The 23,026-nt window shown below is 43.5% G+C and carries 20 protein-coding genes and 1 pseudogene; 3 read left to right on the top strand and 18 right to left on the bottom strand.

Annotated elements, in window-relative coordinates; genetic code table 11:
• The first annotated feature begins 74 nt into the window (after positions 1–74).
• Positions 75–1,409 (top strand): CoA-disulfide reductase, encoded by a 1,335-nt coding sequence (locus ACIFPW_RS14435; protein ID WP_194218370.1) that lies wholly within the window; start codon positions 75–77, stop codon positions 1,407–1,409.
• Positions 1,410–1,441: 32 nt separating this feature from the next.
• Here ACIFPW_RS14435 and ACIFPW_RS14430 read toward each other — a convergent pair whose 3' ends face one another.
• The 9 genes from ACIFPW_RS14430 to ACIFPW_RS14390 all read right to left on the bottom strand — a co-directional run bounded on the left by ACIFPW_RS14430 (position 1,442) and on the right by ACIFPW_RS14390 (position 9,820).
• Positions 1,442–1,816, bottom strand: a complete 375-nt coding sequence (locus ACIFPW_RS14430; RefSeq protein ID WP_430245267.1) for a hypothetical protein — start codon at positions 1,814–1,816, stop codon at positions 1,442–1,444.
• A 120-nt stretch (positions 1,817–1,936) separates the two neighbouring features.
• Positions 1,937–2,554 carry a thymidine kinase gene (locus tag ACIFPW_RS14425; RefSeq protein WP_194218368.1) on the bottom strand — a complete coding sequence of 206 codons (618 nt, stop codon included), beginning with the start codon at positions 2,552–2,554 and terminating at the stop codon, positions 1,937–1,939.
• A 309-nt stretch (positions 2,555–2,863) separates the two neighbouring features.
• Positions 2,864–3,070, bottom strand: a complete 207-nt coding sequence (gene rpmE, locus ACIFPW_RS14420) for a 50S ribosomal protein L31 (protein WP_303532428.1) — start codon at positions 3,068–3,070, stop codon at positions 2,864–2,866.
• A gap of 150 nt (positions 3,071–3,220) precedes the next feature.
• Positions 3,221–4,486, bottom strand: coding sequence for a transcription termination factor Rho (gene rho / locus ACIFPW_RS14415; protein ID WP_194218366.1), 1,266 nt, complete (start codon positions 4,484–4,486; stop codon positions 3,221–3,223).
• A gap of 504 nt (positions 4,487–4,990) precedes the next feature.
• Positions 4,991–5,959 carry a class II fructose-bisphosphatase gene (gene glpX, locus ACIFPW_RS14410; protein ID WP_194218365.1) on the bottom strand — a complete coding sequence of 323 codons (969 nt, stop codon included), beginning with the start codon at positions 5,957–5,959 and terminating at the stop codon, positions 4,991–4,993.
• 93 nt (positions 5,960–6,052) lie between these two features.
• Complete coding sequence (locus ACIFPW_RS14405; RefSeq protein ID WP_194218364.1) at positions 6,053–7,342, bottom strand: UDP-N-acetylglucosamine 1-carboxyvinyltransferase; 1,290 nt, start codon at positions 7,340–7,342, stop codon at positions 6,053–6,055.
• A 113-nt stretch (positions 7,343–7,455) separates the two neighbouring features.
• On the bottom strand, positions 7,456–8,109 hold the full coding sequence (gene fsa / locus ACIFPW_RS14400; RefSeq protein WP_194218363.1) for a fructose-6-phosphate aldolase: 654 nt from the start codon (positions 8,107–8,109) through the stop codon (positions 7,456–7,458).
• A gap of 188 nt (positions 8,110–8,297) precedes the next feature.
• Positions 8,298–9,161, bottom strand: a complete 864-nt coding sequence (gene fba, locus ACIFPW_RS14395) for a class II fructose-1,6-bisphosphate aldolase (protein WP_159786369.1) — start codon at positions 9,159–9,161, stop codon at positions 8,298–8,300.
• A gap of 290 nt (positions 9,162–9,451) precedes the next feature.
• A complete protein-coding gene (locus ACIFPW_RS14390; RefSeq protein WP_194218362.1) occupies positions 9,452–9,820 on the bottom strand; it encodes a response regulator in 369 nt (122 codons plus the stop codon).
• 251 nt (positions 9,821–10,071) lie between these two features.
• On the opposite strand from ACIFPW_RS14390, the gene ACIFPW_RS14385 reads away from it, so the two are divergent.
• Together ACIFPW_RS14385 and ACIFPW_RS14380 are read left to right on the top strand one after the other, a co-directional pair.
• Positions 10,072–10,215 carry a DUF2529 family protein gene (locus tag ACIFPW_RS14385; protein WP_430245263.1) on the top strand — a complete coding sequence of 48 codons (144 nt, stop codon included), beginning with the start codon at positions 10,072–10,074 and terminating at the stop codon, positions 10,213–10,215.
• 25 nt (positions 10,216–10,240) lie between these two features.
• Entirely contained in the window at positions 10,241–10,603 is a 363-nt protein-coding gene (locus ACIFPW_RS14380; RefSeq protein WP_430245261.1) for a DUF2529 family protein, read from the top strand.
• A gap of 55 nt (positions 10,604–10,658) precedes the next feature.
• Here ACIFPW_RS14380 and ACIFPW_RS14375 read toward each other — a convergent pair whose 3' ends face one another.
• The 9 genes and pseudogenes from ACIFPW_RS14375 to ACIFPW_RS14335 all read right to left on the bottom strand — a co-directional run bounded on the left by ACIFPW_RS14375 (position 10,659) and on the right by ACIFPW_RS14335 (position 22,891).
• On the bottom strand, positions 10,659–12,272 hold the full coding sequence (locus ACIFPW_RS14375; protein WP_194218360.1) for a CTP synthase: 1,614 nt from the start codon (positions 12,270–12,272) through the stop codon (positions 10,659–10,661).
• Positions 12,273–12,692: 420 nt separating this feature from the next.
• Positions 12,693–13,184 (bottom strand): DNA-directed RNA polymerase subunit delta, encoded by a 492-nt coding sequence (gene rpoE / locus ACIFPW_RS14370; protein WP_430245258.1) that lies wholly within the window; start codon positions 13,182–13,184, stop codon positions 12,693–12,695.
• A gap of 296 nt (positions 13,185–13,480) precedes the next feature.
• Positions 13,481–16,744, bottom strand: coding sequence for a fused isobutyryl-CoA mutase/GTPase IcmF (icmF, locus tag ACIFPW_RS14365; protein ID WP_430245256.1), 3,264 nt, complete (start codon positions 16,742–16,744; stop codon positions 13,481–13,483).
• A gap of 13 nt (positions 16,745–16,757) precedes the next feature.
• Complete coding sequence (locus ACIFPW_RS14360; RefSeq protein ID WP_430245337.1) at positions 16,758–17,372, bottom strand: TetR/AcrR family transcriptional regulator; 615 nt, start codon at positions 17,370–17,372, stop codon at positions 16,758–16,760.
• Positions 17,373–17,389: 17 nt separating this feature from the next.
• Positions 17,390–18,349 (bottom strand): methylmalonyl Co-A mutase-associated GTPase MeaB, encoded by a 960-nt coding sequence (meaB, locus tag ACIFPW_RS14355; protein WP_430245253.1) that lies wholly within the window; start codon positions 18,347–18,349, stop codon positions 17,390–17,392.
• Between the two features lie 8 nt (positions 18,350–18,357).
• Positions 18,358–19,500 carry an acyl-CoA dehydrogenase gene (locus ACIFPW_RS14350; protein WP_430245251.1) on the bottom strand — a complete coding sequence of 381 codons (1,143 nt, stop codon included), beginning with the start codon at positions 19,498–19,500 and terminating at the stop codon, positions 18,358–18,360.
• A 181-nt stretch (positions 19,501–19,681) separates the two neighbouring features.
• Positions 19,682–20,823: pseudogene (locus ACIFPW_RS14345) on the bottom strand (acyl-CoA dehydrogenase).
• A gap of 20 nt (positions 20,824–20,843) precedes the next feature.
• Positions 20,844–21,698 carry a 3-hydroxybutyryl-CoA dehydrogenase gene (locus ACIFPW_RS14340; protein WP_430245249.1) on the bottom strand — a complete coding sequence of 285 codons (855 nt, stop codon included), beginning with the start codon at positions 21,696–21,698 and terminating at the stop codon, positions 20,844–20,846.
• 14 nt (positions 21,699–21,712) lie between these two features.
• Positions 21,713–22,891 (bottom strand): acetyl-CoA C-acetyltransferase, encoded by a 1,179-nt coding sequence (locus tag ACIFPW_RS14335; RefSeq protein ID WP_430245247.1) that lies wholly within the window; start codon positions 22,889–22,891, stop codon positions 21,713–21,715.
• Between the last annotated feature and the right edge of the window lie 135 nt (positions 22,892–23,026).

Below are 23,026 nucleotides of genomic sequence, written 5' to 3'. Positions count from 1 at the left end.
AGCTTTAACATCATTTTTTAAGGGTAAACTGAAAGTAGGCTAGACTGAACGATTAGGAAAGGGGCTGCTTATAGATGAAGTTTGTTATTATTGGCGGAGATGCGGCTGGTATGAGTGCGGCAATGCAAATTATTCGAAACGATGAGGAAGCGGAAGTTGTGACGCTTGAAAAGGGAGATATTTATTCGTATGGCCAATGCGGGCTACCTTATGTCATCAGCGGAAAAATTGAATCTACGGATAAACTGATTGCAAGATCCGTCGATACATTTCGAGAAAAGTATGGAATTGACGCACGTGTCTACCATGAGGTTACAAACGTTGATACTGAAAACAAAATTGTAAAAGGAATCAATTTAAAAACGAATGATCACTTTGAAGAAAATTACGATAAGCTCCTGATCGCTACAGGAGTAAGTCCTGTTAAACCAAACTGGGAAGGCATCGACCTTAACGGCATACATACATTAAAGACCATTCCCGATGCTGAAAAAGTGATAAAAGATCTTGATGATTCCGTACAAAATGTGGCGGTCATTGGCGGTGGATATATTGGACTCGAAATGGCCGAAACGTTCCGTGAACTCGGTAAAAATGTACGCATCATTGAGTTAGGACCGCACCTTGCCAGTATTTTTGATGACGATATGGCTAAGCTTATACACGAAGAAGCCGAGCAAAACAATGTTTCGGTTCATACAAATGAAGGCGTTCAGTCTTTCAAAGGGGATAAGCGCGTCAAAAAAATCGTGACTGACAAAGGAGAATATGATGCAGACCTTGTTCTCGTCTCAGTCGGCGTCAAACCGAATACTGGTTTCCTCAAAGAATGCGGTCTTCATACAACTTCTAACGGCGCTATTCAGGTGAACCGCTACATGCAAACAAGTAAAGAGGACGTATATGCTGCCGGGGACTGTGCAACCCATTATCATCGCATTAAAGAACGAGATGACTTTGTTCCTCTTGGCACAACGGCAAATAAGCAGGGGCGCATTGCTGGCCTTAACATGATTGGGCAACCAAATACATTTAAGGGGATTGTCGGCACTTCTGTTATTAAATTTTTCGGATTAACTCTTGGCCGCACAGGCCTTTCTACTAACGAAGCAAAAGAATTAAATTTACCATTCTCAAGCTGCTCAACCGAGGCAACTGACATTGCGGGTTACTACCCAGAAGCTCGTGAACTTTGCGTAAAAATTATTTTCCGAGATGATAACGAACGAATTATCGGTGGACAGTTTATTGGAAAGTACGGCGTTGATAAGCGAGTTGATGTGCTTGCAACGGCTCTTTACCACCAGATGACGCTTCATGACATTGAGGATCTTGATCTCGCATATGCTCCCCCTTACAATAGCGTTTGGGATCCATTGCAACAGGCAGCGCGACGCGCCCAGCACTAATAAAACAAAACAACCCTCTCGCATGAGAGGGTTTATCTTGCTCGTACATGAATTTTGTACCTCGGTACGGCTTGATAAATTTTAGCAGCGAGGGTTTTTTTCTGTTCATTTAAACTCGCTTCATTTTTATTGCTAAATTTCACATTGACCCACGCGTGATTTCCTGTGATTGAAACGACTCCAGCATCGAAACCTTCTGTCTCGACGACTTCACGAATCTTATCTTGATCGTCACTAATTGTTGGCTTATCAACACTCATATTGCGATAGGACTGAGGATTTAAGTTAATATCTGTGTTTAAATTCTGGCCTTCTCCCGCTTGTCCATCCGCCTCTGGTGGCTTTAATGGCGAACAAGCAGCTACAAGTAAAAGGAATGCAATCATCATAGTTGAAACCTTTCTCATCAGTCAGTCACCTCCTCGTTTTAAGGTGCCCAAAGATGACTGGTTAGATTCTCGTTCTCCTCTTCTATGGAAATGAAACCAGATGTTTTCGCGCATTAAAAAAAGCCCGGTTTCCCGGACTTATTTTGATATTTGCTGCTCTTTATTGTCTCGCGCCGTTGGTTTCCCTGGTACTTTGTGACAATGACGACAGCGTGGTTCATAGGATTCTGACGCACCAACAAGGATAATCGGATCCTCATAATGCGCGGGCTTCCCATCAATTAAACGCTGGGTACGGCTTGCTGGAGAACCACATACAACACAGATTGCTTGTAGCTTCGTAACTGATTCAGCAACCGTAAGAAGCTTAGGAACTTGCCCGAATGCTTCGCCGCGAAAATCCTGGTCGAGTCCTGCGACGATTACACGAACGCCTTCATCAGCAAGCTGCTGAGCCACATCTACGATTTCTTCATCAAAAAACTGTACTTCATCTACCGCAACCATATCTGTATCCTCTGAGACGCGGTCCAGGATCGCTTGTGAATGATCAACTGGGACAGCGATAACGGACATTCCATTATGAGACACAACAGATTCTTCGCTGTATCTATCATCAATTTTAGGCTTGAACACCTGGACTTTTTGCTTTGCATAAGTCGCTCGCTTCACTCGACGAATCAATTCTTCCGACTTTCCGGAAAACATACTTCCGCAAACAACCTCAATCCAGCCGCTGTGCTTCATGACATGCATTCAACCGCTTCTCCTTTCTCCAGCATAAGCATTAAAAAATGACTGATCAGCACAGTCTTTATTTTGCGTATACTTTCATCCAATTATTGATTTTAAACGTTTATAATTTCATCGGGTATGATCTCACTCATTGACTTACTCACTTGTAGGAAGAAACGAGTGAGCAAATTTATTTGCTCGAGCCGTTTCTTCCTACAAGTGCGGAGGTGAGTCAAAAATCTTCCCCTACCTTATAAAAAGTGCGTTGTTTCCACTAAGAATATTGAGTAAAAAAAACAGGCAAGGAGTAAAAACTTGCCTGTTCTATCATTAACCTTTTAGGTTGTATTTTCTTCTAAACTTATCTACGCGTCCACCAGCGTCATTAAACTTCTGACGTCCAGTATAGAACGGGTGACATTCAGAGCAAACCTCTACGCTGACGCCGTCCTGTTTTGTAGATCCAGTTTCGAATTCGTTACCGCAAGCACATCTAACTTTGATGTTTTCATAACCAGGATGAATTGCTTGTTTCATGAATTTCATCTCCTTCCGCCCTGATTCCTGAGGAACCAGAGTTAAATGAAGCTAAAAGGCATTACCTTTTAGCTTCTGCACACATAGAAGTATTATAGCAGGGAGGTAGAGACAATGCAATTGATCATCCTGTGACGAAACAATCCCTAATTAGCGAGATGAACCGCTTTTTTCTTTCTCAAATAGATCGAAAAATTCTTTGTTTTCCTTTGTTTTCTTAAGGCGTTTCAAGAAATTATCAACGAATTCAAATGAGTCATCCATGCTCTTACGGATTGTCCAAAGCATTTCAAGCTGTTCTTTTGGAAGAAGTAGCTCTTCTTTACGCGTGCCAGAGCGACGAATATCAATCGCTGGGAAAACACGTCGTTCTGCAAGACGTCGATCAAGATGCAATTCCATGTTGCCTGTTCCTTTGAATTCTTCATAAATAACGTCATCCATACGAGAGCCTGTTTCCACAAGAGCTGTCGCTAAGATCGTCAAGCTTCCACCTTCTTCGATGTTTCTTGCCGCACCAAAGAATCGTTTTGGACGATGGAAAGCAGCAGGATCAATACCACCTGAAAGTGTACGTCCACTTGGAGGAATAACAAGGTTATAAGCACGAGCAAGACGTGTAATACTATCAAGAAGAATCACAACGTCTTTCTTATGCTCAACAAGACGCATAGCTCGCTCTAGCACAAGCTCAGCTACTTTTATGTGATTATCCGGTGTTTCATCAAAAGTTGAATGAACAACATCCCCATCAACAGAACGCTCGATATCCGTTACTTCCTCAGGACGCTCATCAATGAGAAGCACGATAAGTTCTGTGTCAGGATGATTCGTTGTAATGCTGTTAGCAATTTCTTTCAGCAACATTGTTTTCCCTGCTTTTGGGGGAGCTACGATTAAACCACGCTGTCCAAACCCGACAGGCGAGATCATATCAATGATACGCGTTGAAAGATTGCCTGATTTGTTCTCAAAGTTCATTCTCTTCTCAGGATACAGCGGCGTAAGCGCTGGGAAATGCACGCGTTCTTTAGAAGAATCAGGGTCTTCTCCATTTACTGCGGCTACGTGTAAGAGACCGTAGTAGCGCTCATTTTCTTTAGGGGGTCTTACTTTACCCGATACGCGATCACCGTTACGTAAATCGAATCGACGAATTTGTGAAGCGGAAATATAAATGTCTTCTGCACTAGCTGAGTAGTTAATCGGTCGTAGGAATCCAAATCCTTCAGAGGAAATAATCTCTAGAATACCTTCCATGAAAAGAAGGCCTGATTGTTCAGCCTGCGCTTTCAATATGGCAAATACAAGTTCTCGCTTATTCAACTTGCTATAATATGAGACTTTGTATAGTCTTGCCTGTTCGTATAGATCTTTTAACGTCATTTGTTCTAATTCTGATATATTTACTGCCATGTTGACACCACACTTTTTATATAATAATAGGTTTGACCCTAACGGCTGGAAAATGATATGAGTGCGCAAAGAGGTTTGCTTTCACAACGTAAGTACGTTGTATAGAGTTGACCAATTTGACGGTTGAGAAAATAAATAAAGAGAGAAAGAGTTTGTTGAGATCCTGTGAGAGGCTATCCATTCAGGCATCTCTTAAGTGAGAGTAGAGGAAGTGCACAACGAAGGTGTTGCTTAGCAATCGTTACTCTGATAATTCTCGGCTTGTTCGAGCGTCATCTTTGGCTCATGATCAACTTGCAAAAGAAAGCACGGCGAGTATAAGTACCTCTTCTCCACAGATCGAATGAGCCAGGATTAGTTTACTATCTATTTCGTTCACATTATAGTTTCGGTAACTAAACGTACTAACAATAATACAGCACCTTATAGTTTTACCAGATTCCTTAGGAATATTCAACATGTAAAAACCAATGTTGCATGAAATCTCGCTTCCTTTATAGTGATTTAAGGTCGAATGACCAGATCAGGCTTCTTTTGTAAACTATGTTTTCCGTCGATGAAACGAACTGTTCCTGACTTTGCACGCATGACAACGGATTGCGTTGTACCAGAAGTTCCCTGGAACCTAACTCCCTTTAACAATTCACCATCAGTAACACCTGTCGCTGCAAAAATGGCGTCATCGCCCTTCACAAGATCTTCCATATGAAGAACGCGGGAGACGTCTTCAATTCCCATTTCTTTACACCTGTTTAATTCTTCCTCATTTTGCGGTAGCAGCTTACCCTGTATTTCTCCACCAAGGCATTTCAGTGCTACTGCAGCAAGGACACCCTCTGGTGCTCCACCAGATCCAAACAAAATATCGACGCCCGTATCATCAAACGCTGTGTTAATTGCTGCTGCTACATCTCCATCAGAAATAAGCTTAATTCTAGCTCCGGCAGAACGCACTTCTTCTATAATCTTTTCGTGGCGCTTACGGTCTAATATGACCGCCACGCAGTCTTCAATATTTTTTCCTTTTGCTTCAGCTACTGCTTTTAGATTCTCGTGTACGGAGGCATTAATATCGATTTTCCCTACTGCTTTTGGTCCAACTGCGATTTTGTCCATATACATGTCAGGAGCATGAAGAAGATTTCCGTGATCGGCTACCGCTAGAACAGCGAGGGCATTCCATGTTCCTGCCGCAACAATATTTGTTCCTTCTAAAGGATCGACAGCTACATCGACACGCGGACCATATCCAGTTCCAAGCTTTTCACCGATATAAAGCATTGGTGCTTCATCCATCTCGCCTTCCCCGATGACAACTGTTCCTTTCATCGGAACCGTATCAAAAACGTCACGCATAGCAGTCGTTGCAGCATCATCTGCTTCTTCTTTCTTGCCTCTTCCCATCCAACGCGCTGAAGCAAGTGCAGCTGCCTCGGTCACTCTAACAAGTTCCATCGATAAACTTCTTTCCATCATGCTTCCCCCCAAGTTCACACGATCTCTATTTTTAAAACGCTTACACGAAAAGATGACAGAATGGCGGTTTTCACCGCCTGTTCTGCATTCTTAAGAGCTTTCCACTTCTTTAAGCTCTTCTTGATCTAATTTCTCACGCCACACTCTCGCGCCAAGATTGCTCAGCTTTTCTACAAGTCGTTCATACCCACGATCGATGTGCTCAAGTCCTGAAACTTCCGTAACGCCTTCTGCCATTAATCCAGCAACGACAAGGGCCGCACCAGCTCTCAGATCAGAAGCACGTACCTTCGCACCTTGAAGCTTAACAGCTCCATTAATGATGGCAGAACGTCCTTCCACCTTCACATTCGCACCCATTCGGCGAAGTTCATCAATGTGCTTAAATCTTGCGCCATAAATTGTATCGGTCACAATGCTACTACCCTCTGCGTTTGTTAAGAGCGATGTAAACGGCTGCTGTAAGTCTGTTGGGAAACCAGGATAGACGAGCGTCTTCAGGTCAACGCCTTTCCAGCCTTCGCGTGGTGAACGAATATAAACCTGGTCTTCATTCGTCTCTACCTTTACACCCATCTCACGCAACTTTGCGATAAGTGACTCAAGATGTTGCGAGATGACATTATCGATGACGACTTCGTCTCCCATCGCCGCTGCCATAATCATGTAAGTGCCCGCCTCAATGCGGTCAGGTATGATCGAGTGGTAACAGCCACTTAGCTCGTCAACACCATCGATACGAATGACGTCTGTCCCTGCTCCTTTGATCTTCGCTCCCATACTAGATAACAGTGTGGCAACATCAATAATTTCTGGTTCTTTCGCTGCATTTTCAATGACTGTCCGTCCTTTTGCACGAACGGCTGCAAGCATAATATTAATCGTAGCTCCTACACTTACAACGTCAAGGTAAATACGGGCCCCTCTCAGTTCATCAGCACGAAGGTAAATCGCACCTTGCTCATTGGTTACTTTTGCACCAAGAGCTTCAAAGCCTTTAATATGCTGATCAATCGGACGCGGTCCAAGGTTACAACCGCCTGGAAGTCCGATAACCGCTTTATTAAAACGACCCAACATCGCACCCATCAAGTAATAAGAAGCACGAAGCTTCTTTACTTTTCCATTCGGCAGTGGCATGGCAATCATGTCCTGTGGATTCACAGTTAATGTATTTCCATCGAGCTCAGCTTGTCCTCCGATTTCCTCTAGTAAATCACGGAGAATTCCCACGTCAGAAATGTTCGGCAAATGATCAATTGTGACAGTGGAATCTGCTAGAATAGCCGCCGGAATTAATGCAACCGCACTATTTTTGGCGCCGCTCACTTGAACTGTACCGCTTAATCGGTGGCCTCCAGCGATCATCAACTTTTCCATAACGGTCTCCCTTCTTCGTCCGCATCTCATTCCTGTTCATGTTTCTGTCGAATTTTGATACTTCTTAAGAATAGTATGGGCAAAAACAGGAAGTTCATGCCAATTTAATAAGACTATTTATTAGCTTTCTTCGCTTCTTCCCAGTCAGAAAGGAATTGATCAATTCCTTTATCAGTTAGCGGGTGTTCTAGCATCTGAAGAACGACCTTAAGTGGCATTGTGCCAATGTCAGCGCCACGAAGAGCCGCTTCTGTTACATGCATTGGGTGACGAATGGACGCAGCAATAATTTCAGTCTCAATTCCATGTACCGCAAACAGTTCGGAGATTTCAGAGATGAGATCAAGACCATTTTGACCAATATCATCAAGACGTCCAAGGAATGGCGAAACGTAAGACGCACCAGCACGTGCTGCAAGCAAAGCCTGGTTAGCAGAGAAAACAAGCGTTACGTTTGTTTTAATTCCTGCTTCGTAGAATGCTTTGACCGCCTTCATCCCTTCACGATTCATTGGAACCTTTACGGTAATGTTTGGTGCGATTTCAGCTAGTTGTTTTCCTTCTTCAATCATTTCTTCAGCAGTTGTTGAAACAACCTCTGCACTAACAGAGCCAGATACTAGGCTTGTAATTTCACGAAGACGATCATGGAAATTCACCTTTTCTTTCATAACAAGAGATGGATTCGTAGTTACTCCAGCTACTACTCCCATATCGTGTGCTTCTTTAATATCATTCAGGTTTGCAGAATCTATGAAAATTTTCATTATGTTCGTCCTCCTTTGATTTTAGAAAGCGGTTACGAGAAAGATTTTAACATATTTTGTTTTAAGTTAGCTGATTTGATTGTAAATAAATGAAAAATAGTCGCAAGGTAGTAGTTAGGGGATTAAAAAACGGAAATCAGAAACCGCTCATAATAGAGCGGTTTTGATGATCCGATTTTAAGAAGTTATTACGCTTTGTTAGAAGAACCAAACTCACGCATTTTGCCGATTACTGTTTCTTTAATCGCGTCACGTGCTGGTCCCATGTATTTACGAGGATCGTAAAGATCTGGCTTTTCTTCAAGTACAGAACGAACTGCTTTAGCAGAAGAAAGTTGGCTCTCAGTGTTCACGTTGATTTTAGCATGTCCAAATTTGATCGCTTTTTTAACGTCAGCAGTTGGAATACCAGTACCACCGTGAAGTACTAGAGGAACACCAGTCATTTTGCTGATTGTTTCCATGCGGTCGAATCCTAGGTTAGGCTCGCCTTTGTAAGGGCCGTGAACAGAACCAAGTGCAGGTGCGAAGCAATCTACACCAGTTTCGTTGATAAGGCGCTCACACTCTTCAGGGATTGCGTATGCAGCTTCAGCATCGTCAACGATAAGATCGTCTTCTTGTCCGCCAATGCGTCCAAGCTCAGCTTCAACAGAAACACCAACTGCATGTGCAGCTTCTACTACTTTTGTAGTTAGAGCGATGTTTTCGTCTAGTGGGTAATGAGAACCGTCGATCATAACAGAAGTGAATCCAGCGTTGATCGCTTGCATACACTTCTCGAAGCTAGAACCGTGGTCAAGGTGAATAGCAACTGGTACTGTAACCTTGTACTCTTCCATAAGCGCTTCTACAATTGTAACAATTGTTTTGAATCCGCCCATGTAACGAGCAGCACCTTCAGAAACACCAAGGATAACTGGTGATTGTTCTTCTTGTGCAGCTTGTAGGATAGCTTGAGTAAACTCAAGGTTGTTAAGGTTAAATTGGCCAACTGCGTAGCCTTCTGCTTTACCTTTTTCGAGCATTTCTTTCATAGAAACTAAAGGCATGGTAAATCCTCCTCAATATAATTTAAAATTGCCAGGATGATACCTGGAACATCTTAATAACGAATACTTGTCATTGAAGCATGCAGATGTATCCAGAAAAACTGTCTTCTTCAAGATGGCACAAACGCGATGTTTTTATGTATGCCGTCGTCCAAGAACTTCCCGCTAAACTGAATTCATTTGCTCTACAATTTCTCCAAAAACACGGTTCTATTATAGCATATCACTTTCATAAAAGAAGGGGAAAAGCTTGATTTAATGGGATTTGTTTATGTAAGCGTTACCTTTCTTTATGAAAGCGACGCTAATTCTTTTTTTACTGCTGCTCGTATCTCGTCAATGTCAAAAGGCTTCGCAAAATGGGTAATTGCTCCTAGATCCATCGCTTCGTGGATCATATCTAGTTCACCGTAGGCAGTCATAATAATGACAAGCGCCCTTGCTTCCATTTTTTTGATTCTCTTTAGAATTTCAAGTCCGTCCATTCCTGGTATCTTCATATCGAGAATGACTAAGTCGGGATCCTCACTTTTTACGATCGATAGTGCTTGAACGCCATTCGCTGCCTGGAATGTTTGATATCCTTCTTTTTGGAAGATTTCATTTAGAAGAATTCGGATTCCATATTGATCATCTACGATTAAAATTTTTTCATTCATGTGAGAGCACCTTCTTTTCAGTTAGTCTTACTGTTTATGTTCGCTTCAAATTGTTGAATCCCTTCCTGATTATACATCGAGGGCTGTAATTCGCAAGTGTCATGTAGTTTCGTTATAATAGGAACCTGCAATGAGCAAAAAAATTGTTCATCTTCTCTTTAGATATAATGAGATTTATTCATATATTTATATCAAAATACAACCAAAAATCAGTTCTCTTTTTTATAAAAACTTTGAAAGGCAGTGATAAGATGCTTAAGATTTTTACGACTCAGCTGATGGGGAAGTTTAAGATTATTCAAGATCAGCATGAGATGGTGATTGAAGATATATCCCGATTGTTCGCACAGACGATAACAGGAGGCGGGACGGTTTATTTTTTTTGGCGAGCATGAGCTCCAGGGTGCTGCTCTTGAAGCAGTGTACGGATCTGAGAAGCTTCCTTCAAGTGCGATTCTCCATGACCATGCCACATTAACTGAAAATGACTGCGTGATATTATTTTCACGGTTTAACGATGACAAACTAGCGGCTGAGCATGCTGAGAAATTCAAAGCAACAGGAGCTCAGGTTGTAGGCATATCAGCAACAAAGAAAGAAACTGATCCTCTGCTTGAGCAAAGCGTTCATTTTCACATTAACACCGGGCTTACTTCCGGTCTCGTGCCAAATGATGATGGGAAACGAATCGGTTACCCTTCTCTACTCACTTCTTTATACATTTATCATGCTCTTTATTTAACTACGAGGGAAATATTAGAAGAGCATGGCTACGAATTCTAATGCTACTTTCTCCTAAAAAAGCCTCTTCTCCGAACGGAGAAGAGGCTTTTTGTAATTATTTGCTGTTAGCGATAGAAGCGCCAATAAATTCTTTGAATAACGGCTGTGGACGAGTTGGACGTGATGTGAATTCAGGGTGGAATTGTGATGCCACAAACCACGGGTGATCCTTCACTTCTACGACTTCTACAAGACGGCCATCAGGGCTAGTTCCGGAGAAGATGAAGCCTGCTTCTTCCATTTCAGTACGATACTGATTGCTGAACTCATAGCGATGACGGTGACGCTCATAAATTACTTCATCGTTATAAGCCGCATATGCTTTCGTACCTTCCGTCAGCTTACATGGATAAAGACCGAGACGGAGTGTCCCACCAAGATCTTCAACATCCTTCTGTTCAGGGAGAAGGTCAATGACTGGATATTTCGTTGTTGGTTTAATTTCAGCTGAATGAGCACCTTCTAGATTAAGAACGTTACGTGCAAATTCAACAGAAGCAAGCTGCATACCAAGACAGATTCCTAAGAAAGGTACTTTGCTTTCACGCGCATACTGAATCGCAGTAATTTTTCCTTCAATTCCGCGATCGCCGAATCCACCTGGAACGAGGATGCCATCTACGTCAGAAAGAAGTTCCTCAACGTTTTCCTGCGTAACTGTTTCAGAATTAATCCACTTAATGTCAATGTCAGCATCAAATGCATAGCCTGCGTGCTTAAGCGACTCTACAACGGAAATATAAGCATCTTGAAGAGCGACATATTTCCCAACAAGCGCAATTTTTGTTTTGCCTGAGAGGTTTTGAACTTTCTCAACAAGCTCATTCCATTCAGTCATATCCGCTTCTTGACAGTTCAATTTCAAATGTTGACAAGTGATCTCATCAAGCTTTTGTGCTTGTAGAGCAAGAGGAACTTTATAAAGCGTATCAGCATCTTGCGCTTCAATGACCGCATGCTCATCAATATCACAGAACAAAGCGATTTTGTCTTTCATTTCTTGTGGAACTGGCTGTTCCGCACGAACAACAATAACATTTGGCTGGATACCAAGGCTTCGAAGCTCTTTCACACTATGCTGTGTTGGCTTTGTTTTCATTTCACCAGCTGCTTTAAGATAAGGAAGAAGCGTACAGTGAATGTACATAACGTTCTCCTTGCCAATGTCACTCTTGATCTGACGAATCGCTTCAAGGAATGGAAGACTCTCGATGTCTCCAACCGTTCCACCGATTTCAGTAATAACTACATCAGCGCTTGTTTCGTTACCTGCGCGGAAGATGCGCTCTTTGATTTCATTCGTAATGTGAGGAATTACCTGTACTGTTCCTCCAAGATAGTCGCCACGACGCTCTTTACGAAGAACCGTAGAGTAGACTTTACCTGTTGTTACGTTTGAATTCTTAGAAAGGTTAATGTCAATAAAGCGCTCGTAGTGTCCAAGGTCAAGATCCGTCTCAGCGCCATCATCTGTTACGAATACTTCACCGTGCTGATAAGGACTCATTGTCCCTGGGTCAACGTTAATGTACGGGTCGAACTTTTGAATCGTTACGCTCACGCCGCGATTTTTCAAAAGTCGTCCTAATGAAGCTGCTGTAATTCCTTTACCAAGCGAAGAAACAACACCGCCTGTTACAAAGATGTACTTCTTATGTTTTGCTGTCATCTTTCTGCCCCCTCATGGTTTGTATTCTGCCCTTCAAGAAAGGAAGGGGATTCATCTGAAACGAGAGATTTTATGTTTTTTAATAAAATCAATGCAGATGGTTACATTTTTCTTAACTTAATCGGAAGGTCCACTCGTACTGGCTAAATTCCAGCTTCTCAATGCATTTCATCAATGAGCTTATTAGAAGAACTCGCCCTCAGGTTCTAACAGAAGCCATCGTTCTTCTTATACTTTAGCCCTTTAAAAAGCTTAAAATCCTTAAAGTATAAAAAACAAAAAAAACAAAAGTGGCACCTGTCCCATAAATGAGGGGGCACTTTTGTTTTCATATCGTATCTATAAATTAGTTTAGTATTTTGGTGAAGCCCAAAAATGATTCTACCGATTTCACTACCGAAAGTCAAGAAGCGACAGAAATTATTTCTTTTCTTCTTCGTCGTCTTCCACGTCGTCATCATCGTCATCATCAATGTCTTCATCGTCCAAATCTTCTGTATCATCATCGAAGTCATCATCGTCAAAGTCGTCAAGATCATCTACTTCTAGATCTTCAAGATCGTCTTCATCATCTTCGTCGAAACCAAGCTCATCGTCGGTTGATTTCTTGCGTTTCTTTGGTTTAATCGTCGTTGCAAGCTCTTCTTGAGATTGCTCAACAGGATACCAGCCCTTAAGGCCCCACTGGTTATCTCCAAGCGTTACGAAACGACCGTCTGTGTTCAAGTTTGTATAAACTTCTGCAAGCATGTCCTGAAGCTGAGAAGAAGTTAGACCTTTCATCTTTCCAATTCGTTCCATTAACGTATAGAAAGAAACAGGTTTTTTCTCGTCCTGCAGGATGAAATACATAATATCAATCATGGATGTTTCTTGGATGTCTTCAGCAGACAGCTGCTTTAAGCTATTCACGATATCGGCACTCCCTTTCAATTATCTCCTATGAATAATAGCTGCTAATTTGAGAAACTAGCTTATCACTATTTTTAAACGATAGCATTTATTTCAAGCTACTTGTAAATCCTAATACAAAACATACCATTCATTATAAACAAAATTACGCAATCTATGCTACGATTTTCAAACAAATCTATTGAAATAGAAGGATTTCACCTTCAAATGATGTACCTTTTCGTACGAAAAGGAGGAAGGCTACTCCTTCCTCCTACAATAATATGAACGCTTGCATTTGACAAGTTCTTAACGGTCTACATATTTCGACGGTATTTTCCACCAACTTCATAGAGTGCGGTTGTAATTTGTCCTAGACTTGCTACTTTCACCGTCTCCATTAATTCTTCGAAAATATTTCCTTTACTTAACGCTGCTTTCTTTAAGCGATTCAGCGCATCTTCTGTCGTATCCGAATGCGTTTCTTGGAACTGCTTTAAGTTTGTAATTTGCTGTTCCTTTTCTTCCTTACTCGCTCTTGCAAGCTCCATGTTCCACTCTTCTTCTGCAGGTGGATTTGGATTCTTATACGTGTTCACTCCAACGATCGGAAGCTCACCGCTATGCTTTAGCATCTCATAATGCATAGACTCTTCTTGAATTTTACCGCGCTGGTACTGTGTCTCCATTGCACCCAATACACCGCCACGCGCGTTAATTTTCTCAAATTCTCTAAGAACAGCTTCCTCCACAAGGTCTGTTAATTCTTCAATAATGAATGAACCTTGTAGTGGGTTTTCATTCTTCGTCAGTCCATGCTCTTTCGTAATAATCATTTGAATTGCCATAGCTCGACGAACGGATTCCTCTGTTGGTGTTGTGACAGCTTCATCGTAAGCATTCGTATGAAGCGAGTTACAGTTGTCATGAATCGCCATTAAGCCCTGCAATGTTGTGCGTATATCATTAAAGTCCATCTCTTGCGCATGCAATGAACGTCCTGACGTTTGCACATGATACTTTAACTTCTGGCTACGAGCATTTGCCCCGTACTTCTCTCTCATTACCGTCGCCCAAATTCTGCGCGCCACTCTTCCAATAACGGTATATTCTGGGTCAAGTCCATTACTAAAGAAGAAGGAAAGATTCGGTGCAAACTTATCGATATCCATACCGCGACTTAAATAATACTCGACATACGTAAAGCCATTCGCAAGCGTGAACGCCAGCTGTGAAATAGGATTCGCACCCGCTTCTGCAATATGGTAGCCGGAAATTGACACTGAATAATAGTTGCGCACATTCTCATTGATGAAGTATTCCTGAATATCCCCCATCATCCGAAGCGCAAATTCTGTTGAGAAAATACATGTGTTTTGACCCTGATCTTCTTTTAAAATGTCCGCCTGAACGGTACCACGAACCGTGCTAAGCGTGTTTGCCTTAATATCGGCAAGCTCCTGCTCGTTTGCTTTACGACCTTCTTTTTCTTCAAACCCTTGAATTTGCTGCTCAATCGCCGTGTTCATAAACATTGCGAGTATGATCGGCGCAGGGCCATTAATCGTCATAGATACTGAAGTCGATGGTGCACATAAATCAAAGCCTGCATAAAGCTTTTTCATATCGTCGAGTGTACAAATACTCACGCCACTCTCGCCAACTTTTCCGTAAATATCAGGACGATAGTCAGGATCTTCTCCGTAAAGCGTCACAGAATCGAAAGCGGTGCTTAAACGCTTCGCATCTTCGTTCTCAGAGAGGTAATGGAATCGTCGATTCGTTCGCTCAGGCGTTCCTTCGCCTGCAAATTGACGCTTCGGGTCCTCTCCTTTTCGTTTAAATGGAAAGACGCCTGCCGTGTACGGGAATGAGCCCGGCACGTTCTCTTTCAATACCCAGCGCACAATTTCTCCCCAATCTTCATACTTCGGTAGAGATACCTTTGGAATATCCAATCCTGAAAGACTCTTCGTCGTTAGTTCTGTTACAATTTCTTTCTCGCGGATAACGGAAATGAATTCTTTCCCACTATATTTCTCTTTCACTTCAGGCCAGATTTCGATAATCTTACGCGTTTCCCCATGCATATCATCCATGTTTTCATCTTTCATCTTAGAGAGCATCGCAATCGTGTCGTCATTGCCTTCCGCACTCTCTAGCATTTCAATCGTCCCTTGAAGCTGGAAGGCTTTTCTTGCAAGCTGAACCTGCTTTTCGACATATTCATGGTAACGACGAACGGAACTAGAGATGTCCTGTAAATATTGCTGACGCTGCGGTGGAATAATGAGATTCAGCTTTTCCACGATGTCACTTGTTTCAATGTTTGTTGCCCAGTCATTTCGGCATTTACGATGAATCGTATCAACCAATGCTTTAAAAAGCGTATTCGTGCCCGGATCATTAAACTGACTTGCGATTGTGCCGTAGACAGGCATGTTATCTAGATTTTGCTCAAACAGCATGTGACTACGCTGATATTGCTTCTTCACGTCACGCAGAGCATCTTCAGAGCCTTTACGTTCGTATTTATTAATCACAATCAAATCCGCAAAATCGATCATATCAATTTTCTCAAGCTGTGAAGGCGCACCAAATTCACTTGTCATCACGTACATCGAAACATCGGAAATTTCAACGATCTCGGCATCCCCCTGGCCAATTCCGCTTGTTTCAATAATGATCAAGTCATATCCAGCCGCTTTCACAACGGTTAACGCTTCACGTATTGAAAGTGAAAGCTCAGTTTTTGATTTTCGCGTTGCGAGACTTCTCATAAACACGCGGTCATTGTGAATAGCGTTCATACGGATTCTGTCACCGAGCAGAGCGCCACCAGTCTTTTGTTTTGTCGGATCAATGGAAAGGATCGCTACCGTCTTATCATCAAATTCATTAATGAAACGACGTACAAGCTCATCAGTTAAGGAGCTTTTCCCAGCCCCACCAGTACCAGTAATCCCAAGAACTGGAGAGTCGGTTGCCATATTCTTTAGCTTATCAAACACTTGCTCAGCAGCGGCCGCCGTCTCTTCTGTACGTTCTCCTCCATAGCTTTCAGCAAGGGTAATGAGACTTGAAACAGCCTGCGGATCGCGCTCATGCAAGCGATCAATCTGGTTATCAATTTGTTTAAACGTCGGAAAATCACATTCCTTGATCATCATATCGATCATGCCTTGAAGACCGAGATCACTTCCATCATCAGGTGAAAAAATGTGAGAAATTCCGTAAGCATGAAGCTCTTTAATTTCCTTAGGAATAATAACGCCGCCCCCACCGCCATAAATCTTAACGTGTGAAGCGCCTTTTTCTTTTAAAAGGTCATACATATATTTAAAGTATTCCATATGACCGCCTTGATAAGACGAGATTGCAATTCCCTGCGCATCTTCCTGTATGGCAGCGTTCACGACTTCCTCAACAGAGCGGTTATGTCCGAGATGAATAACTTCTGCACCGCTCGCCTGTAGAATGCGGCGCATAATGTTAATAGATGCATCATGACCATCAAACAAACTTGAAGCGGTTACAAAACGAACATGGTTCACTGGTTTATACGTTTCGACAACACTCACTGCTGTTCCTCCTCTATCGGTTCGTAGTTTCTACAGGATTTAAAGCTTGAATCAAAAAAGCCTCCTGCATTCTTGTATACTCTTCAATGGAATAATGAGACCGAAGCGCCCAGCGCCTGAACACCCACATCTGTCCCTGCACGAGAATGTTATGAGCAGCTCCGTAAATTTCCTCTTCTGTAAGCCGAAGTTTTCCTTCTGCTACACATTCTTCAATCAATCGCTCAAAAATTTCTGCCATGCCTAGCTCTTTTTTCAATACATAAGGGAGCGTTTCCCGAGGAAGGGACTTTGCTTCCTGGTACATAACAAGCACTTCATCCTGCATATCGTCCATCACATGATAAAACGCATGAAGGGCCTGCCTTAAACGCTCGATTCCTGTTATGTCAGGCTTAAGCTGATCTTCTAGACGCTCTCTCACTTCATCATAAATGCTGTCACAAACGAGATATAACACATCTTCTTTTTTGCGAATGTATTCATACAGCGTACCAATGCTAAAGCCAGCAACACGCGCAATTTCTCGCGTTGTCGTACGATGGAACCCTTTTTCCTTAAAAAGGGAGACCGCTGCTTTGATCATTTGCTCACGTCGTTTCTGAATGAGTTTTTCATCCTTTACCATCGAAGGAACGTTTTTCTTCACCTTCCCATCCCCTTCCTCTCAAGGCTGCCCATATAATCCTGAAGCAGCTTCACAGCGGCTGAGTAAGGGTCGATGGCGCCACTTTTCACTTCATCAATCCAGCCATTATCTTCTGCTTCGCGCTCCATAAGCTGCTTCATCATTTCATCATGCACCACTTCGATCACTTCTCGTTCAAGTGAGGTTTTGCGTCTAGCATCGCGCTCACCAGACTCCTTACTGTATTCAAAATGCTCCTGCATTCGTTTCCAAACATTCTCAAGACCTAGATTTTGAACAGAGATCGCCTTCACAATCGGTGGACGCCAAGGCGCATCATGCTTCACCAGATCGAGCATGCTTTCAAGCTCAGCCAGTAGCTTGGGGACACCTGGTAAATCTGCTTTATTGACGATAAAAAGATCCGCAATTTCCATAATGCCAGCTTTAAAGACTTGCACAACGTCCCCGCTACCTGGGTTCAACACTACGGCAATCGTATCCGCGATCCTCATAATATCGAGCTCTGATTGCCCAACCCCAACCGTTTCAATTAAAATGACATCGAATCCAAAAGCGTCCATTAAGCGAACCGTTTCCTTCGTCGTTCGAGAAAGCCCCCCAAGGCTCCATCGTGTTCCCATGCTTCGGATAAAGACACCAGGGTCGGTAAAATGCTCCGCCATCCTGACACGATCTCCTAAAAGGGCACCCCCGCTAAACGGACTCGTTGGATCAACGGCCACAACACCAACAGTGAGATCCTGCTTTCTAAGGTGGGTAATCAGCCTGTTAACGAGCGAACTTTTACCGGCACCGGGTGATCCGGTCATCCCAATATAGTGGGCACGCCCCGTCATCGGGTGGATATCCTTCAGTAATTCCAGTTTGTCTTCAGCATCATTTTCAACAAGACTGATCGCCTTTGCGAGCGCACGTTCATCCTGATTTGAAAGTCGTTCTGCGAGTGGATGCATAGCGCTTCTTAATCAGCCATCAGCATTCTTGAAATAACAAGACGCTGAATTTCATTTGTACCTTCATAGATTTGCGTAATTTTCGCATCACGCATATAGCGCTCAACTGGATAATCCTTCGTATAGCCATAGCCACCAAAGACTTGCACCGCTTCTGTTGTTACTTCCATCGAGATATCTCCAGCGTATAGCTTAGAAATCGCCGATTCCTTGCCGTAAGGAAGACCCTGACTTTCTTTCCATGCGGCCTGGTAAGTTAATAGTCTAGCTGCTTCAATTTTGGTTGCCATATCAGCGAGCTTAAAGCCAATGCCTTGATTTGCGCCGATCGGCTTGCCAAACTGCTTACGCTCCTTCGCATAAGCTGTTGCCGCATCAAGCGCACCCTGTGCAATGCCGACAGCTTGAGCCGCAATTCCGTTACGCCCACCATCAAGCGTCTTCATCGCAATTTTAAATCCCTGTCCTTCGTCGCCAAGACGATTTTCAACCGGCACACGGCAGTCTTCAAAAATGATTTCGAGCGTAGGAGAAGATCGAATGCCGAGCTTTTTCTCTTTCTTACCCATTGAGAAACCAGGGGTTCCTTTTTCAACGATAAACGCCGTAATCCCTTTATGACCCTTTTCTTTATCGGTCTGAGCAAACACGATATATATTTCCGCTTCGCCGCCGTTTGTAATGAAAATTTTCGAGCCATTTAAGATGTAGTGATCGCCATCAAGCTTCGCCGTCGTTTTCATCCCACTCGCATCTGATCCTGACCCTGGCTCTGTGAGACCGTAAGCTCCCATTAGCTTACCTTCTGCCATTGGACGTAAGAACTTCTGCTTCTGCTCTTCTGTACCAAACGCATTCAACGGCCAGCCTGCAAGGGAGGTATGCGCAGAAAGCGTTACACCAGTAGATGCACAAACGCGCGATAGCTCTTCCACTGCAATCACATAGCTTAAATAATCTGAGCCAATACCACCGCACTCTTCTGACCATGGGATGCCCGTTAAACCAAGCTCAGCCATTTGATCAAAAAGCTTTCGATCAAAGCGCTCTTCTTCATCACGCTCAGCCGCTGTTGGTTCTACTTCTTTCCTCGCAAAGTCGCGCACCATTTTCCGTAGCATTTCATGTTCTTCTGATAGTTGAAAATTCATCCTGTTTCTCTCCTTTTTGGTGGTTTGGACAATAAAAGTTGATTTTGGACAATATATCTCGAATTTGGCTAATAAAAATGAAGTTTGGCCAATATAATGGTTTTTTGGACAATAAAACGGATATACCTGGCTTTTCTGATCCAGCTGCTGTGACCAGAACCTCGGTCACTTCCGCTTTTCTCTATTTCATCAAGTTCCGACTAATGACGATTTTCTGGATTTCGCTCGTTCCTTCGTAGATTTCGCATACTTTCGCGTCTCGGAATAGGCGTTCTACAGGGTAATCTTTCGTGTAACCGTAACCGCCATAGACTTGAACCGCTTCAATCGAGGCTTTCACGGCTGCTTTCGATGCAAAGAGCTTCGCCATCGAGACTTCCTGCATGCAAGGGATCCCGTGGTTTTTCAGGTCAGCCGCACGATAGGTTAGGAGTTTCGCTGCCTCTACTTCTGTTGCCATATCGGCAAGCTTGAAGCCGAGACCTTGATTTTGCCCGATCGGCTTACCAAACTGGTGACGCTCTTTCGCGTAAGCCGTCGCGTAATTTAGCGCCGCTTCAGCAATTCCTAGTGACTGTGCCGCGATCCCGATGCGCCGCTCTCAAGGTTTGCCATCGCAATTTTGAATCCCTGACCTTCTTCGCCGAGACGATTCTCAACTGGCACACGGCAATCTTCGAAAATGATTTCAACCGTATTCGAGCCGTTTAGCCCCATTTTCTTTTCTTTCTTCCCAACGTTAAATCCAGGCATGTCACGTTCGATAATAAAAGCAGTTACGCCTTTGCTTCCTTTTTCCTCTGGATTTGTTCTTGCAAAGGCAACATACGTATCCGCCTCGCCGCCGTTTGTAATGAAAATCTTTGAGCCGTTCAAAATGTAGTGATCGCCATCTCGGACAGCGCGCGTTTTCATGCTGCTTGCGTCTGATCCTGAACTAGGTTCCGTCAGCGCGAACGCACCAAGGTATTCTCCGGTTGCTAGCTTCGGAATGTAGCGCTTTTTCTGTTCTTCTGTACCAAACGCTAGTATCGGCAGTGTCCCAACGGATGTATGAACCGATAGAATCACGCCGACCGTGGCGCTCACTTTTGAGAGCTCATGGATTGCAATGATGTATGACGTATAATCCATTTCCGCTCCGCCATAAGCTTCTGGAATCGGAATCCCCATTAAACCAAGCTCGCCCATTCGTTTAATCACTTCGCGTGGAAAACGATCCGTCTCTTCCATTTCTTCAACGATTGGCGCGATTTCTTTTTCCGCAAAATCACGCACCATTTTCTGCATCATCTTCTGCTCTTCCGTAAATACAAGCTCCATGCTCGTTCCTCCTCGTGGTGTTAATCCTGGTATTGGTAGAAGCCTCTTCCTGTCTTACGTCCGAGCCAGCCAGCTTTTACATATTTACGTAATAGCGGACATGGGCGGTATTTATCATCGCCGAATCCTTCTTGAAGCGTTTCCATAATATAAAGACACGTATCAAGACCGATAAAATCTGCGAGAGTTAATGGTCCCATTGGATGATTCATGCCGAGCTTCATCACGCTATCGATATCCTCAGGGGATGCCACACCTTCATAAACGGTGTAGATCGCTTCGTTGATCATTGGCATCAAAATTCGGTTGGAAACAAATCCTGGGAAGTCGTTTACTTCAACCGCTGTCTTACCGAGATCCACCGCTAGCTTTTCAACGGCCTGGTAGCTTTCGTCTGTTGTTGCTAGACCGCGAATAATTTCAACAAGCTTCATGACAGGCACCGGGTTCATAAAGTGCATACCAATCACTTTCTCAGGGCGCTTTGTTGATGCCGCAATTTCCGTAATTGGAAGAGAGGATGTATTCGTTGCAAGAAGCGTATGATCTTGCGCAATTTCATCCAGCCGTGCGAAAAGGTTACACTTCACCTCCATGTTCTCAACAGCTGCTTCAATGACGATGTCTACATGCTTTGCATCCTGCAGATCTGTCGTCGCTCTCAAACGTGCCATCGTTCCGCTTAGATCTTCCTGCGTAATCCGCTCTTTGGAAACTTGTTTCGAGAGGTTTTTCTCAATTCTCTCAAGGCCTTTATCAAGAAACTCCTGCTTCAAATCATTTAAATACACGGTATAACCAGAAGCTGCACACACCTGTGCAATTCCAGCTCCCATTTGTCCTGCACCAATCACCATAATTGTTTTGATTTCCATCATCATGCTCCCTTCTATACCTGAACCATAATAGCGTCGCCTTGACCACCGCCGCTGCAGATCGCTGCTATTCCGATGCCACCGCCGCTTCGCTTCAATTCATGAATAAGTGTTATTAAAATGCGTGCACCGCTTGCTCCAATTGGATGACCAAGTGCCACTGCACCACCGTGCACATTGACCTTTTCTTCATCGAGTGAGGCAATTTTTCCGCTCGTTAGCGCTACAGCTGCGAACGCTTCATTGATTTCAAATAGATCAATTTCTTCAATTGATTTTCCTGTTTTCTTCAATAGCTCATTGATCACGAGACCCGGCGTCTTAGGAAAATCCTTTGCTTCAACAGCAATTGCTGTATGAGAAAGAATTGTGGCCATGACTTCTTTGCCTTCTTTTGAAGCACGTTCTTCAGACATAAGGACAAGCGCCCCAGCTCCATCATTTACACCTGGTGCATTCCCAGCTGTAATGGTTCCGTCGGCACCGAAGACTGGCTTTAGCTTTCCTAACTGCTCCTCTGTTGTGCCTTTTCTAGGTGCTTCATCATGTTCAACGACGAGAGGATCTCCTTTTCGCTGTGGCACGTTAACAGGGATAATTTCTTCTGCAAAAACCCCCGATTCCATCGCTTTCACAGCACGCTCCTGACTTCTTGTCGCCCAGCGATCCTGCTCTTCTCTAGAAATCTCATACTCTTCCGCTGTCGTGTTTCCATAAACGCCCATGTGACAACCATCAAACGAGCACGTTAAGCCATCATGCACCATGAGATCAACCACTTGTTTGTCGCCCATTCGCATGCCCCAGCGCGCGTCCTTCATGATGTATGGGGCGTTGCTCATCGATTCCATTCCGCCGGCAACAATGACTTCTTCATCACCAGAGCGAATGATTTGATCAGCGAGCGTCACGCTACGAAGACCTGAAGCGCATACTTTGTTAATCGTTTCCGTCTTTACTTCCCAAGGAATACCAGCGTGTCTTGTTGCCTGACGAGATGGAATTTGACCTTGACCACCTTGAAGGACAGACCCCATAATCACTTCTCCTACATCCGCAGGATCAATTCCAGCGCGAACCAAAGCTTCTTTAATCGCTGTTCCACCAAGCTTAGATGCTTCTATTGATTTAAGAGCCCCACCAAATTTTCCAAACGGCGTTCTCACACCGCTAACAATGACCGTTCTGCCCACAAAAACCTCTCCTCCCATTTTTGAAAACGCTACCATAATTGATTAAATTGCGACTGAACGCTCGCTCACCTTACCGACAAAGTAACAAAGGAAAGAGCTCATGCCGGTCGTAAAAACCAGCATAAGCTAACCCTT

Origin of the sequence: Pseudalkalibacillus sp. NRS-1564 (genome assembly GCF_050467905.1) — a bacterium.
GTDB classification, from domain to species: Bacteria; Bacillota; Bacilli; order Bacillales; family Guptibacillaceae; genus Guptibacillus; species Guptibacillus hwajinpoensis_B.
Note: the sequence above shows the minus strand (reverse complement) of the source record. Positions and strands in the feature narration are given on the sequence as shown.